Origin of the sequence: Acinetobacter puyangensis (assembly GCF_900096995.1) — a bacterium.
GTDB lineage: Bacteria > Pseudomonadota > Gammaproteobacteria > Pseudomonadales > Moraxellaceae > Acinetobacter > Acinetobacter puyangensis.
The window spans coordinates 35,014-49,413 of the sequence record NZ_OANT01000011.1; the positions used below are offsets into that span (position 1 = coordinate 35,014).

Consider the following 14,400-nt stretch of genomic DNA (forward strand, 5'->3'; position numbering starts at 1 on the left):
TCCTTTAGTTTACCTTTATCAATTATAAAGCTGCATCATCCTTTGGGTTACGTGTGTATGAAAGTAAAAGTCGTGGTTAATCGCAAAAATCAAAGAAAAAATCTATTATTATTAATGACTCTATTGATGTGTTTAGGGGGCGTCAATAGCCATGCTAATACAACAACTAAACTTCCTGAAAAAGCTATTCAGCCTTTGGATAATCTGGATAGACTATCTCCTGATTTTCTCAATAAAGATCGCTTGATTGAATCAGAGCAAAAACGTAAGAGAAATCTTGAAACGCAACAAAAAATAAAAGAGCAAGAACCTGTTAAGATAACAGATGAGGATGTTAGAAATAATCCAAATATTGCAGAAATTATTATTAATGAATCCATTCAGAATCAGGACTGGAAAACACTGGAAAAAGTTTTAGCATTATATCAACAGTCACCAGATCATGATCCTATGGCGGTTCTATATGCTAAAGGTGCTTTATTTCGGCATCAAGGAAAGTTGAAACAAGCGATTAAAAGTTTTCAGAAAATGCTGGAAACGGATTCTAGTCTAGATTATGTGCGATTTGATATCGCAGCAATGATGTTTGAAAATGGACAATATCGTGATGCCGAACAAATTCTGACTAGAACAAAAAATAATCCTCAGATAGAACAAGGATTTCGTACTTTGGCAGAGCAATTACTTAAGCAGATTCAGGAATATGAACAAGTAAGAGGAAAATTTCGATTAAGGATATTGCATAATGATAATATTAATCAGGCAACAGATTTGAGGGATTTGTATATTAATGGAGAGCGATTAGTCAAAAGAGATGAGAATATGCCTCAGTCTTCTGTGGGTACCAACTATGCAATGGATCTGCAACAATCTGTAAATATACAAGGGAATCATTCATTTAGTTGGGGCTTAAGATTTAATGGCTTAAGTTATGCCAGTATGCATGATTATGATGAACAAAATATTGGTGTGGATTTCGGTTATAAATGGCAGGATGTAAACTCTTGGTTCTCTATTGGTCCGATTGCCGATTGGCGTTGGTTAAATCAGAAACGTTATATCAACGCTGGAGGTGTTGCAGTTGAGTATGGCACTAGTTTGAATCCTAAATGGCAATTTACACTCAATGGAACATGGTTAAACAAGTCTTATAAAGATCCAATATATTATGATTTTGAGGGAAATGGTTATACTCTTTCTACAAATCTGATACATGTTTTGTCTCAGGATTCATTTCTTTTAGGAGGATTAAGTTTTAATAAAGATGACCTTAATCTTGATGCAGAAAAATTTGATAGTTATGGTGCGAGTCTAGGATATGTAAAAGACTGGAAAAATGGTTTTAATCTTCTGACATTTAATCAATTTGGATTGCGTAAATATGATGGTAAAGATGCAGTTTTTGGTACAGTAAGAGAAGATAAGTATTTTAATGCTGTAATCAATGTGGGACATAAAAAACTCAATTTCTGGAAAGTTGAACCCAAAGTTGGTTTTCAATATGAATATGTGAATAGTAATCTTGATGAATTTTACACTAAGATTATCCGCCAATGGATGCTAACATTTGAACGAAAATTTTAGACAAAAATCATATAAATGAATTCAGTTCAACGAGTAAGAGGAAAATATGACAGAGAGATAAACAAGATATCGCAATTCTTATACAGAATACAGTTTTTAAGATTTCAACGAAAAGCTAAACTCTTTTGGCTTCAAATTAAAATAACGACCTAGCCACACGTCTCTAGCCATTGGTCATTTTCGTCAACAAAACGTGAGTGAAATCCCATGCGTCTGGAAAAATATTACTCTAGCCAACAATGGCAAAAAATTCAGGAATTTGCTGCAAACAAAACCAGTCCTTTTCTACTGGTGGATCTTCAAAAGATTCAACATAAATATTGCGAGCTTACACATTGCTTTCCGCAGGCAAAAGTGTTTTATGCAGTAAAGGCCAATCCCAGTATCGAAATTATCAAACGCTTAAGGGATTTGGGCAGTAATTTTGATGTTGCTTCTACCTATGAATTAGATCGTGTATTGCAATGTGAAGTTCCCCCGGATCGCATTTCTTATGGCAATACCATCAAAAAAATAGCCGATGTCAAATATGCCTATGAACAAGGGGTACGTTTATTTGTGACAGATGCCATTGCCGATCTGCATCAAATCGCCGAAGTTGCACCAAACTCTCGAGTCTTTGTCCGAGTTTTAATGGAGTCTGGTACAACAGCAGAATGGCCTTTGTCACGTAAATTCGGCTGTGATCCGGATATGGCGGTCGATTTGATGGTACAAGCCAAAAAATTAGGACTCATTCCATACGGCGTTTCTTTTCATGTGGGAAGTCAGCAAAAAGATGTCACAGTATGGAAAACTGCACTGGATAAAGTGAAACATATTTTTGAAGTATTGTCTGATCAACATCAGATTGAACTTGAGTTAATTAATATGGGCGGCGGCTTTCCTGCACGTTATCTGGCAGATATTCATTCTATACAAACCTATGCCAATCAGATTATTACCTATTTACAGCAAAATTTTGTGCAAAGAACGCCTACCTTATTTTTGGAACCCGGCCGTTCATTGGTCGGCGATGCAGGTGTGTTGGTCTCGGAGATTGTCTTGATTGCCAATAAATCTTATCAGGATGCAAAACGTTGGATATATACCGATGTGGGTGTATTTAACGGATTAATCGAAACATTAGGCGAAACCACTAAATATCCAATCTATACACCTAAAATGGCGGAGCAATCGCAAAAAACACATGCAATTTTGGCAGGGCCGACCTGTGATTCGACAGATATTATGTATGAAAAAATCCCTTATCCCTTGCCTGTTAATTTAAGCATCGGTGATCGTTTATATTGGCTCAGTACGGGAGCGTATACGACTTCGTATTGTTCTGTGGAGTTTAATGGTTATCCGCCACTAAGAACGTATTATCTGGAATAATCCGTTTCTATGGTTTTGTCTGGCTCAGTGCATTGCTGCACTGAGCTTGGGTGTGGATCAAACAGGATTGCCCACTTGTTGTGGAGTCACCACAAGTTGTGATTGGATTGAGTACAGAAGCAAGCAGTTTAATGTCCACTTTAATTTAGAACAGCCCGTGATCGTTAGGCCAACACCTAAGGTTATGATTAAAAATGCGTTAAGTTTTGATGTAATTAATATCTTTTTGCGTGAGATATACTGTTATTCCTGTTCATCCATAATACGATGTCGTTCATCGTGATAGTGTTCTTCGCTATAGCCATGTCGCCAATACGGAACGGCGTATAGGTTGTGTTTATCAATCTGGTATTGATGACGTAAAATTTTTCTTAACGTCACCACTTTATTGTTTTCACCTGCCAATGAGACGGAAATTATTTGATTTTGCCAGTCTAGTTTGGCAAGTGAATCGATGATTTGAGTTTGAATGTCTTGCTGTGTAGATAACCAGAATATTTCAAATCCAGAGGGTGTCTCTAATGGTTGTTGATCTTCTTGATGCTCAATGTCTATCCAGACTTGTCCTTTGGCTGTTGCCGATAATTGTTTCAATGATGCTGCAATCATGGGTAAAGCAGACAAATCTCCTATAAAAATAAAATAATTCGCCTGAGCATTGTATCGGTTTGGTCCTCCAGGGCCTGCTAGCCCTAAAAAATCTCCAGGTTTGGCATGGACTGCCCAGTTTGCTGCAATGCCGAAGTCCTGATGGCGAACAAAATCAACCACTAGCAACTGATTTTTCGGGACAAAATCACGAATGGTATAGGTACGGGTAATAGGGCGTTGTCCTTGTGGCCAGACGATTTTCCCATGTTCATCGCGAAAGGGGAGTAGAGGAATGGTCTGATCTTTTTGTGGGAAAAACAATTTGATATGTGCACCGCCCTGATCCGTGGGAAAATCAGTAAAGTCCGTACTGGAAAAAAATATACGCTGCATATTTGGGCTTATTTGTATTGAAGACTGTACTTGAATAAGACGTGCTCTTGTATTTGATGGGGGGTTCATCTTTTCATAATACCTTTGATTTTTATTAAAAAATAATTTTTTCCTTTAAATTTTGCTTTAAAACAATTAAATTATCTTTAGATTATTGCAAATATAACTCATTTGCAATTGTTAATTATTGTATTTTATGTTGAAAGATACATGATTGCAATAGAGCGTAGCCGGTTTGTATTGTTGATTCATTTTCAAAATGGTCAATACAACCCGATGTAGAGTGATTTTCATCATATAAAAAATCATTGCTTTACTGTTTTTAGACAATTTATAAATAAATATTATAGGTAGATTTATGCAGATTAAGACATCCGAACCTTTAACTCGTGCACAACACAGCATGTGGGTGGGACATCAACATCATGGCAGTTTGCCCTTTCATACCGCGGAATGGTTGGTCATAGAGGGACCTCTCAATCGTGAGTTGTTTCATCAAGCTGTTACGGCCACGTTGACAGAGGCAAAGGCTTTACATTGGCGAGTGGTGGAGCGAAATGGCAAATTTTATCGACAAGATGATGTCCCTGTTCGTGAACCTGATTTCATCGATTTATCTGCACTCAATGAAGTGGCATTGAATCAATGGCTAGAACAACACGTGATGCCTGCATTTGATCCGGTGCAGGGACATTTGTACGACTATACATTTGTGCATTTGGATCAACAGCGATATGGCATGTTCTTAAGAGCGCATCATGTCGCACTGGATGGTTATGCTTACGGATTGTTAATTAACCGTTTTATTGATTATTATCAGGCGCTGTGTCATCAGGTTGATTTAAAAAATAAACCCTTTGATCATTACTCGAAATTTTTAGCAGAAGAACAGCAATATCTGGACTCTGCTCAAGCTGAGGCAGATCTGATTTTCTGGAAGCAAAACTTTTCAGGTGAATTGGCGCCAAAGAAACGGTTAAAGCGATCTTTAAAAGAACCTTTTACACAGGGCTATCGTTTTGAGGATGTGATTGATCTGACCACACAACAACAATTAAATACTCTGGCTTCTGAGCTAAAATTACCCAGTGCAATGATCGTTATGGCAGTCTTTATGGCATATATGATCAAGCAGGAAGATCATCATCAACAATGTTTTGGCATTCCACTGTTATCGAGATTGGGAACATCGGCATTAAGAATACCCTGTTTAACCATGAATATTATCCCTTTACGCTTGGATACGACTGGTAGCGAGAATTTATCCGAAATAGTTGCCTTGCTGGCCACACGCTTTACACAAATCCGTCCTTACCAGCGCTGTTACTTTGAGCAATTGCGTTTTGTACTTGAGGACTTTCAACCATTTGAGAATATTTTATTTGGACCGGTTGTCAACTGGATTCCCTTTCCTTTACCTGAACATTTTGAAGGTTGTCAGCTTAAAAAAACCACCATTTCCGCTGGACCAATTGAAGACTTTGATATGGCGATTTCAAATAAACTGGTCGATGGGCAGGAACGTTTATATTTAGCGATTGATGGGCATCCTGAACTTTATACTGTGCAAAGCCTTGAACACTATTGGCATGATGTGATGGCGATGTTAAAACATTGGTTGGATCAACCTTCTCTATGTTTGAAAGATTTAAATATTCGTGTTCCTCTGCCAAAATAATGTTGGCAGAGGATTGAGGAAGTTCATCAGTAGGATGTTGTGAATATTCTTGATCTAGACCCCTAACGTGGCGCCACCATCTACGACCAGTTCGTGCATGGTGATTTGTTTGGCTTGATCTGAAAGTAAAAATAATACTGCATTGGCGATATCTTCAGGTTCTGCGATTCGTTGTAAAGGAATGCCGGTACGATATTGTGTTAGGTCACCTTCAATCACACTTTTGGGCGGATGGTCATCTGTCCAAAGTTGGCGTTGCATTGCTGTGAGCGTCGAGCCGGGTAAAACTAAATTGCATCGAATACCGTAAGGTGCAAGCTCCAAGGCAAGATTTTTAAAATAATGGCTCAAAGCCGCTTTGGTGGTGGCATACAAGCCCATATTCATACGGGGGATCAGGGCTGCATTTGAGCTGATAGTGACAATGACACCTTTTTGGTTTTTGATCATTTCTCTGGCAACCCATTGCGATAATAAAATAGGACCTAAAAAATTTGAATTTAGGTTGTGCTGCCATTGCTGCAAATTGCTATCAAGCAGGCTGCCCATGTGTAGAATACCTGCTGCATTGATTAAGCCAGTGATAGGTACATGCTTAAATTTTGATTGTTCAATTTGTTTGATTAAACTTTCTGTATGGTAAATATCGTGCGTAATATGTTCAAAATTTTGCGTATATATCTCCTGATATTGTTGAGAGAATTGCCATTTGCCGAGATCGGGTTGTCGGTCAATCCCAATAACTAAATGTCCTTGTTGCAATAATTTTTCGACGATTACTGCACCTATGCCTTGGGCGGCACCTGTCACAATATATAAAGCAGTCATAATTCGGTCCTATATTTTTGAAGACTGTTAATCATAAGTAATGATTATTATATTCAATTGTAAATGATAATATATATTTATTGATAATCATTTGATAAATTGAATGGGGCATGCTAGATTTTAGGGCTTAAGCACTATGGACAGATTATTCTTAACAGGAATGTTGCATTTATTACATTGTAGAAAAAGATGCGAGACGAATTATGTCAATCCAACAACCCTGGTTTAAAAATGCATTACATATTAAGAAACAAAATTTATTTGAATCGGATCAAGCTGGTTTTGTTTTTGCTGCACCCACAGGCACTATTTCGAGTAAGAAAATATATAAAAATATTGATTTCTTGAATCATCCAGAGCTTACATTTCAACAGCAACTTACGCAGTGGTTAACACAATCAAAATTATTGTTACAGCAAGAAATAAGTGCTTCTAATAATCATGATTTAATCATTGTTGGTGGTTTACCCTTTGATGCACGTGATTTACCTGAACTGTCCATTGCAGAAGCGAGTAATACACACGTGTCAAATCAGGCCCGAAGTTGTCAGTTCAATGCTAAACAAACTGGCGTAAAAGCGAAATTAATCCCTGCTGCTCAAATTTATACAGAAGGGGTTAGCCAGCTAGTCGATTTAATTCACGAAAAAAAGCTTAAAAAAGCAGTCTTGGCAAGAGCAATGGATCTTTCGCTGGATGAAAGAATAGATGTAGTCGATGTCTTTTGTCATTTACTGGATACCAATCCTGAAGGCTATACCTTTGCTTTATCACAGCAGCCCCAAAAACAGGGCTGGTTTATGGGTGCAAGTCCGGAATTGTTGATTGCCAAACAAAATGAACAGATTTTTAGTCATCCTGTCGCCGGTACATTGGCAAGGCATCCAGATCAGGCAATCGATAACGCCCGCGCAGCAGAATTGCTGGCATCTGCTAAAGATCAACATGAACATGCAATGGTGATCGAAGCAATCGCAGATCAGTTAACGCCGTTTTGTAAAACCCTGCATATTCCCAAACAACCTGCTTTGCTTCAAACCCAAACCCTTTGGCATTTGGCAACAAAAATTCAGGGTACAGTAAAAGATCCGGATCTGCATATCTTTGATCTGGTATCAATTTTACATCCTACGCCAGCAGTGTGTGGCGAACCTGCGCAATTGGCACGAGAATTAATCGCAAGTCTAGAACCGTTTCATCGCAGCTTATTTGCCGGGGCCATCGGGTGGAGTGATGCACAGGGCAATGGTGCTTGGTCTGTCACTGTTCGTTGTGGTCGGATTTTTGAGCAGCAGATTCGATTATATGCTGGTGCAGGTATTGTGTCGGCTTCCAAACCTGAACTTGAACTGAATGAAACAGCTGCAAAATTTCAAACCATGCTGAATGCATTAGGATTAAAAGCAGAACAACTGATTTATATTTAAATGAAATGAGAAAATGAAAGGATTTTTTATGTCAACTCAATCCATCCAAGATAGTGATGCATGCATGAAAATAATCGATGGCGTAGTTGCATATCCGCCAGAATTTGTAGAGAAGTATAAAAAAACAGGATATTGGCGAGGGCAAACCATTCAAGATTTTTTTACAGACTGTGTTAAAAAATATGGCAACACGATAGCGATTATTTGTGGTGAAAGACATTTGAGCTATGCCCAGTTAAATCAGCAAATTGATCAATTGGTTGCTTATTTGCAGCAATTAGGCTATCGCGCTGGTGAGCGTGCTGTGATTCAACTACCGAATATAGCAGAATTTTTTATTGCCTATTTTGCGACAATTCGTTTGGGTATGCTGCCAGTCATGAGTTTGCCTGCACATCGCCATGCAGAAGTAAGTCATTTTATTGATCAAACCCAGGCTAAATTATATATTTGTGCAGATAAATATTTGGGTTTTGACTATCGACATCTGGCGAGAACCTGTCAGCAGCGTTGCCCAACTTTACAGCATGTACTTGTAGTCGGTGCTCCCGAAGAGTTTATTGCTTGGCCGGACCTTACGCAAAATACAATGGATGGTATTTCTGTGACGGTACCGAAAATAGATGCAGGTCAGGTTGCTTTTTTTCAATTGTCAGGAGGGAGTACTGGCACACCTAAATTAATCCCACGAACACATGATGATTATCTTTATAGTGTGCGGGCAAGTGCAGATATTTGCCAGTTGAATACATTGACTAGAATGCTGATGGTATTACCAGTGGCGCATAACTTTAGTCTAAGTTCACCTGGTTCACTTGGGCTGTTTTTTGCTGGAGGAACTTTGGTTTTGGCTTCGGATCCTTCTCCCACCACTTGTTTTAAGCTTATTGATCAACATCAGGTCAACCATGTCGCACTCGTCCCCGCTCTGGCTGCAACGTGGGTCGAAAGCATACAGCAAGGTGCAGATAATATTTTTTCTAAAATTGATATTTTACAGGTCGGTGGAGCACGTCTAGCAGATGCATTGGCACGCCAATTGATCAACCAATATCAATGTAGATTACAGCAAGTTTTTGGCATGGCCGAAGGGCTGGTGAACTACACACGTTATGATGATCCGTTGGAAAGCATTATTTCAACACAAGGTCAGCCGATTAGTGCGGATGATGAGATTAAAGTGGTGGATGATGCAGATGTTGAAGTTCCAGCAGGTGAAATCGGACATTTATTAACACGTGGTCCATACACCATTCGAGGCTATTACAAGGCGGATGAACATAATAGAAAATCCTTTACCAGCGACGGCTTTTATCGTACTGGTGATCTGGTTCGAATCACAAATGAAGGTAATATTGTTGTAGAAGGGCGAAGCAAAGATCAAATTAATCGGGGCGGAGAAAAAATAGCCACAGAAGAAGTAGAACAGGTTTTAAATCAACATACACAAGTGATTCAATCCGCTTTAGTGGCCATGCCTGATCAGATCTTGGGAGAAAAAAGCTGTGCTTTTGTGCAATGGCGTGCAGAGTCATCAGATGCAAGCCCCGTTCGTTTGCAGATGCAATTAAGACAGTTTGTCCAACAGCATGGATTAGCTACATTTAAAATTCCCGATCGTATTGAGTTCGTTGAAAAGATGCCTTATACCGCATTGGGTAAAATTGACAAAAAAATATTAAGAAAACAAGTCATTGAGAAAACAGCTTAAATCTTAATGCAATTAAATAGGTAGACTACAAATGGCCATCCCCCGTATCGCAAGCTATCCCATGCCCCATGTGGAGAGTTTTCCCCAGAATAAAGTAAATTGGACGGTTGATTCAAAACGTGCAGTTCTACTCGTTCATGATTTACAGCAATATTTTCTTGATTTTTTCGATGTCACACAAGCCCCTATTCTTGATCTGGTTTCCAATTGTCGTCAATTAATCAAGCATTGTCATGCAGCCGATATTCCGGTTTATTATACTGCCCAGCTCGGGGATCAAAGTTCAGAACATCGGCAATTATTAACCGATTTTTGGGGCAAGGGATTATCAGCAGATCCTCAATTAACGCAAATCCTCCCGGAAGTTGCACCCCAATCACAGGATATCGTGTTGACCAAATGGCGCTATAGTGCTTTCAAAAAAAGTGATTTTGAACAACAAATTAAACAGGCAGATCGAGATCAATTAATTGTCTGTGGCGTATATGCACATATTGGTTGTTTATTGACAGCAGCGGAAGCTTTTATGCTGGATATTCAACCTTTTTTAGTTGGAGATGCAATTGCTGATTTTAGCGTAGAAGAACATCTATATGCTTTGAATTATGCAGCGGGGCGTTGCGCAAAAGTGATGGATACCCATACGGTGATTGCCGAAATTAATGAGTAGAGTAGAGCAAATGAAACCACAAAAATGGACACTTGAACAGATACAGCAGGCCGTTGCCGAGCAACTTAAAATTGAGTCGAATGAAATCCAAGATGATGATAACTTATTATTATTAGGATTGGACTCGGTCAGTTTGATGACACTGGTCGGGCAATGGCGAGATGCAGGGGCCAATATCGAATTTCAGGATTTGATTGAGGAACCAACACTGAGAGATTGGCTACAGCGTCTGAATGATTAAGATTTCTATTTTTCTTGAGATCTATAATGCAGCCTCAAATCTGTTGTATAAGAGCAATACGTTACAAAGTCTAATCATGGCATAAATTTTTCTCCGCCTTGCCGTAGATGATGCAAGGCAGGATATACAATAGTTTTTTATGAAGAAAAGCGGAGATTGGGTTGATGATGTAGAAAAGAGACTGTTGATCTGGCTTTTCTATGAAGCGATATAAAAGTAAACATATAGCGCAAGCTTTGGTGCTTGTCTGAATACCTGCAACTTTAGTGGCAAGCGAATAAATTCCATAAAAAATATGATACTATTTTAAACACATACTTTTTGTCAGGGATAGTGCGAAGCGGTAGAAATATGTAGGAAAAAAAAGTTGATTCTTTTGAAAAAACATACAAATTGCCACTTTGTTTATGCCGAAATCGGTCTATATTAATGCTGAAAGCAGATTAAAGAGAAATGTAATTTTTAATTCTAAGAAGGGAGTATCACAATGGCTTATCAACATATTTTAGTTCCAGTCGATGGTTCAGACACATCTTTAGTTGCAGTAAAACAGGCTGCCGATCTTGCAAAAGCGTTTGGAAGCAAAGTCACTGCAATTTGCGTATTAACCTTGGACCCATTTATTGGGGTAGAATTTATTAATACCCAAGATATGCGGGACGATTATCTTAAACAGGCAAGACTGGGTGTTCAGCAAATTCTTGATCAGGCAAAACAACAATTTGCCCAAGAAGGAATTGATGTAGATACGCAAATTGTCGAAGGACAAATTATTCATAAGGAAATTGTGGGTGCGGCAGAACAGTTACATGCAGATTTATTGGTGATTGGTTCTCATGGTCGCAAAGGCATTAAAAAAATGGTTCTGGGAAGTGTTGCGCAAAGCGTTTTAGGTGAAATTAGTATTCCTGTTCTGGTGGTACGTGGCTAAATATTTCTTTGTATAGCGCAGTTTAGGCATCCATTCGGATGCCTTTCATATTTTGTTGGTACATGAAAAGCAATATCCAAGCAGAGTTCAAATGAAATGAAGCAGTAGTAACACAAATAACTGCATAAAATCATACCAGAACCCTCATATGTATGGTCCTACAATGTAATACATTGATCATTTGTTTTAGCCACTACATGATAAATAATGGAGAAGTTTTGATGCTAAAAAAAATCGTTGAAAAAGTAGTGCTGATGAGCAGTATTGGCTTAACCGGCCTTGCATGTATGTCACTGGCCAATGCGGATAATGATCGTAGAATTATTAATTTACAGGCTGAGGCTGTGCGTGAAGTCGCAAATGATGAAATGCAAGCCGTGCTCTATACCGAATTAAATGAAAAAGATGCCTCTGTACTGGCCAATAAAATCAATACAGTGATTAATCAGGCGATTGACACGGCGAAACAATATCCAAAAGTACACATTAAAACCGGTAATCAAAATACTTATCCTGTTTATAATGATAAACGTCAACTGGTTAACTGGCGTGGACGTGCCGAGGTGGTGCTAAACAGTCAGGATTTTAAACAAACCAGTGAGTTGGTTGCGAAATTACAAAATCGATTACAGCTGCAAGGCATCAGTTTTGATGTTTCGGATGCACAGCGCCAAAAAGTCGAAGATGAATTGTATATAGAAGCGTCTAGAGCCTTCCAGCAACGTGCACAATTGCTCGTCACACCATGGAATGCCAGCAAATACGAATTGGTGAACTTACAACTCAATACCAGTGGTGGCTATCGACCTATGCCGATGTATGCCAAAGCTGCGGTTTCATTACAATCTGCCGATATAGAAAGTCAAAATATTGAGGCTGGCAATAGTGAGATTAAAGTGGTGGCCAATGGGAGTATTCAATTACAGTAAGTGACGTGTCATGCTGCCTGAGGCTAGGCAGGCAGCATAAAGACCATACTTATTAGAGATTAATCTTCCAACAGATCAAGCACGACTTGTGTGACGTCTTGAGATAAATCCCGATCATTAAAAATTTCAAAGGCAGTAATGGTGACATCAGTATTGGAAGGCAACTCTTTTTGTTCTTGTTCAATCAGTTGTTGTATCGGTAAAATGGTTTGTTTGATGGCAAATAAATCAATTTCTTCATAGTCAATTAAATCACCATCAATATTTAATTCTGCCTTTAGAATATACGGGTGAATAATGGTGGGAATAATCGACTGGATATCGGTAATGTCGAACAGCGAAATTTCACGTTCTTCATCATTTTTACCCAAGTTCTCTCGTGCTTCAATGATAACGTGATAATAAGCCATTTTTCTGTCCTCAAAGTCTAATTTGTATTCAAATTTACTATGCGCAAATCTCAAAACTTAAGCAAGTGATTTTTGTTATTAATCCCGCTTAATATAGGCCAGCCCTAGCAGTCTATAAAAATTATAAGCATAAGCGCTTTAATTCTGGCTACGAAACACGAAATAGACGCATCCCATCAAACAGACTCCCGCCCATAAATAATCCAGTTTAAACGGCTGTTTAAATAAAAAAATCATAAAAGGCACAAATACTAAAAGTGTAATCACTTCTTGGGAAATTTTCATCTCACCCAATGACCAGCCCTGTTCTGCCAATAAACGTGTCGCAGGAACCATAAAACTATATTCAAATAGTGCGATGGCCCAACCGAATAAAATAGCTTGCCACAATGGGGCATCATGTAAATATTTTAAATGCCCATACCAGGCCAGTGTCATGAAACAATTGGAGATAATCAATAAGATAAAGGGTAGGCTCATGGCAGCACCAAAAAGATGTTTAGCAGCCGATTTTAACTGAATTAAGCTTTATTGACCTTTAAATTGAGGTTTCCGTTTTTGCTGCATTGCCAGCACACCCTCTATTGCATCCTGAGATTTTAATAAAGGTTCTAAATGCTGTGGCAAGCGTGCTAATGCTTGTGTGACGCCTAGATCAAATGCTTCATGTGCGGCGGCCAGACTGGCTTGTACTGCCAGAGGTGCAGCATGGCTAATGGATTGTGCCAAGGCAATGGCACGCGCGAACAATTGTTCTGCTGGGCAGATTTCTGTGATTAGGTTCATTTTTAATGCAGTTTGAGCATCAAAACTATCGCCTGTTAAAATATAGCGCATGGCATTTGACCAGCCTGCGGCCTGTACAAAACGCGCCGTTGCGCCGCCAAAAGGTAAAATACCACGCTGGACTTCCATTTGTGCAAAATGGCTATTGTCTGCCGCAATCGCAATATCTGCATTGAGCATTAACTCTATACCTGCGGTAAAGCAAGTTCCTTGTACAGCAACAATCACTGGCTTGGTGCGATGTTTAGCACTGGTGCCCCATGGATTGATTTTATCTTGAGGAAATAAAGATTGACCGGATTGTAAAAAGGGCTGTAACTGGAATAAATCCAGACCTGCGGTAAAATGTTCACCATGGGCAAAAATCACTGCACAGCGTAATTGTGGATTATTCTCATAGTCGGTCAAGGCTTGTGCTAATGCTTCGATCATAAAACTATCAAAGGCATTGCGTTTTTCTACCCGATCCAGTCCAATCAGAAAAATATGCTGTTTTTGTTCTGTGCTTACTTTGCCTTGTTGCGTATCCATTTTATTATCACTTTTAGCCTGAATATTCATTACTACAGCATAATCTAGGGTAGTCGTCAGCTAGCAAGTTGTAAATATTTCTATTGATTCACTAAACGTCTTTGCAATAAGTGATATAAAAAAATTCCCATTTATAAATAATGCCTCCTTTACGTTATACATGGCTCGCCAATTTTTAAAAGCAGGGTCGTCAAGTTTAAGATGCCGTTATTCCTGACTTGCGATGCTTTAGTCGCATCTCAGGACTCTAGAGCGTTCACAATAGTTTTACTTATGTATACTGTACTGGATGCTCGATCAAGTCGAGCATGAC

Annotated in this window: 14 protein-coding genes; 9 read left to right on the forward strand and 5 right to left on the reverse strand. The window is 38.9% G+C overall.

Annotation, left to right across the window (positions count from 1 at the left end; translation table 11 throughout):
* Window positions 1–57: 57 nt before the first annotated feature.
* Window positions 58–1,584: a surface lipoprotein assembly modifier gene (locus CRO21_RS15015; protein WP_097080129.1), complete on the forward strand. Its 1,527-nt coding sequence runs from the start codon at window positions 58–60 to the stop codon at window positions 1,582–1,584.
* 207 nt (window positions 1,585–1,791) lie between these two features.
* Window positions 1,792–2,961, forward strand: coding sequence for a type III PLP-dependent enzyme (locus CRO21_RS15020; protein ID WP_097080130.1), 1,170 nt, complete (start codon window positions 1,792–1,794; stop codon window positions 2,959–2,961).
* A 243-nt stretch (window positions 2,962–3,204) separates the two neighbouring features.
* Here CRO21_RS15020 and CRO21_RS15025 read toward each other — a convergent pair whose 3' ends face one another.
* The gene (locus tag CRO21_RS15025) at window positions 3,205–4,014 is read right to left on the reverse strand and encodes a siderophore-interacting protein (RefSeq protein WP_097080131.1); all 810 of its coding nucleotides are present in this window, start codon (window positions 4,012–4,014) and stop codon (window positions 3,205–3,207) included.
* Window positions 4,015–4,303: 289 nt separating this feature from the next.
* Here CRO21_RS15025 and CRO21_RS15030 point away from each other — a divergent pair, with 289 nt between their 5' ends.
* On the forward strand, window positions 4,304–5,623 hold the full coding sequence (locus tag CRO21_RS15030) for a condensation domain-containing protein (protein WP_097080132.1): 1,320 nt from the start codon (window positions 4,304–4,306) through the stop codon (window positions 5,621–5,623).
* A 54-nt stretch (window positions 5,624–5,677) separates the two neighbouring features.
* Here CRO21_RS15030 and CRO21_RS15035 read toward each other — a convergent pair whose 3' ends face one another.
* On the reverse strand, window positions 5,678–6,451 hold the full coding sequence (locus CRO21_RS15035; RefSeq protein ID WP_097080133.1) for an SDR family oxidoreductase: 774 nt from the start codon (window positions 6,449–6,451) through the stop codon (window positions 5,678–5,680).
* A 203-nt stretch (window positions 6,452–6,654) separates the two neighbouring features.
* On the opposite strand from CRO21_RS15035, the gene CRO21_RS15040 reads away from it, so the two are divergent.
* The 6 genes from CRO21_RS15040 to CRO21_RS15065 all read left to right on the forward strand — a co-directional run bounded on the left by CRO21_RS15040 (window position 6,655) and on the right by CRO21_RS15065 (window position 12,360).
* A complete protein-coding gene (locus tag CRO21_RS15040) occupies window positions 6,655–7,878 on the forward strand; it encodes an isochorismate synthase (protein ID WP_171294068.1) in 1,224 nt (407 codons plus the stop codon).
* A gap of 28 nt (window positions 7,879–7,906) precedes the next feature.
* The gene (locus tag CRO21_RS15045; RefSeq protein ID WP_322853239.1) at window positions 7,907–9,589 is read left to right on the forward strand and encodes a (2,3-dihydroxybenzoyl)adenylate synthase; all 1,683 of its coding nucleotides are present in this window, start codon (window positions 7,907–7,909) and stop codon (window positions 9,587–9,589) included.
* Window positions 9,590–9,620: 31 nt separating this feature from the next.
* On the forward strand, window positions 9,621–10,259 hold the full coding sequence (locus CRO21_RS15050; protein WP_097080135.1) for an isochorismatase family protein: 639 nt from the start codon (window positions 9,621–9,623) through the stop codon (window positions 10,257–10,259).
* A gap of 10 nt (window positions 10,260–10,269) precedes the next feature.
* The gene (locus CRO21_RS17750) at window positions 10,270–10,500 is read left to right on the forward strand and encodes a phosphopantetheine-binding protein (protein WP_097080136.1); all 231 of its coding nucleotides are present in this window, start codon (window positions 10,270–10,272) and stop codon (window positions 10,498–10,500) included.
* Window positions 10,501–10,987: 487 nt separating this feature from the next.
* Window positions 10,988–11,431 (forward strand): universal stress protein, encoded by a 444-nt coding sequence (locus CRO21_RS15060; RefSeq protein WP_097080137.1) that lies wholly within the window; start codon window positions 10,988–10,990, stop codon window positions 11,429–11,431.
* Between the two features lie 221 nt (window positions 11,432–11,652).
* Window positions 11,653–12,360, forward strand: a complete 708-nt coding sequence (locus CRO21_RS15065; RefSeq protein WP_228150465.1) for an SIMPL domain-containing protein — start codon at window positions 11,653–11,655, stop codon at window positions 12,358–12,360.
* Window positions 12,361–12,419: 59 nt separating this feature from the next.
* On the opposite strand, the gene CRO21_RS15070 is transcribed toward CRO21_RS15065, so the two are convergent.
* From CRO21_RS15070 to CRO21_RS15080, 3 genes are all read right to left on the reverse strand, one after another.
* Window positions 12,420–12,770 carry a hypothetical protein gene (locus CRO21_RS15070; protein WP_097080138.1) on the reverse strand — a complete coding sequence of 117 codons (351 nt, stop codon included), beginning with the start codon at window positions 12,768–12,770 and terminating at the stop codon, window positions 12,420–12,422.
* 138 nt (window positions 12,771–12,908) lie between these two features.
* On the reverse strand, window positions 12,909–13,250 hold the full coding sequence (locus CRO21_RS15075) for a DMT family protein (RefSeq protein WP_097080139.1): 342 nt from the start codon (window positions 13,248–13,250) through the stop codon (window positions 12,909–12,911).
* Window positions 13,251–13,298: 48 nt separating this feature from the next.
* A complete protein-coding gene (locus tag CRO21_RS15080; RefSeq protein ID WP_097080176.1) occupies window positions 13,299–14,087 on the reverse strand; it encodes a crotonase/enoyl-CoA hydratase family protein in 789 nt (262 codons plus the stop codon).
* Window positions 14,088–14,400 lie beyond the last annotated feature (313 nt).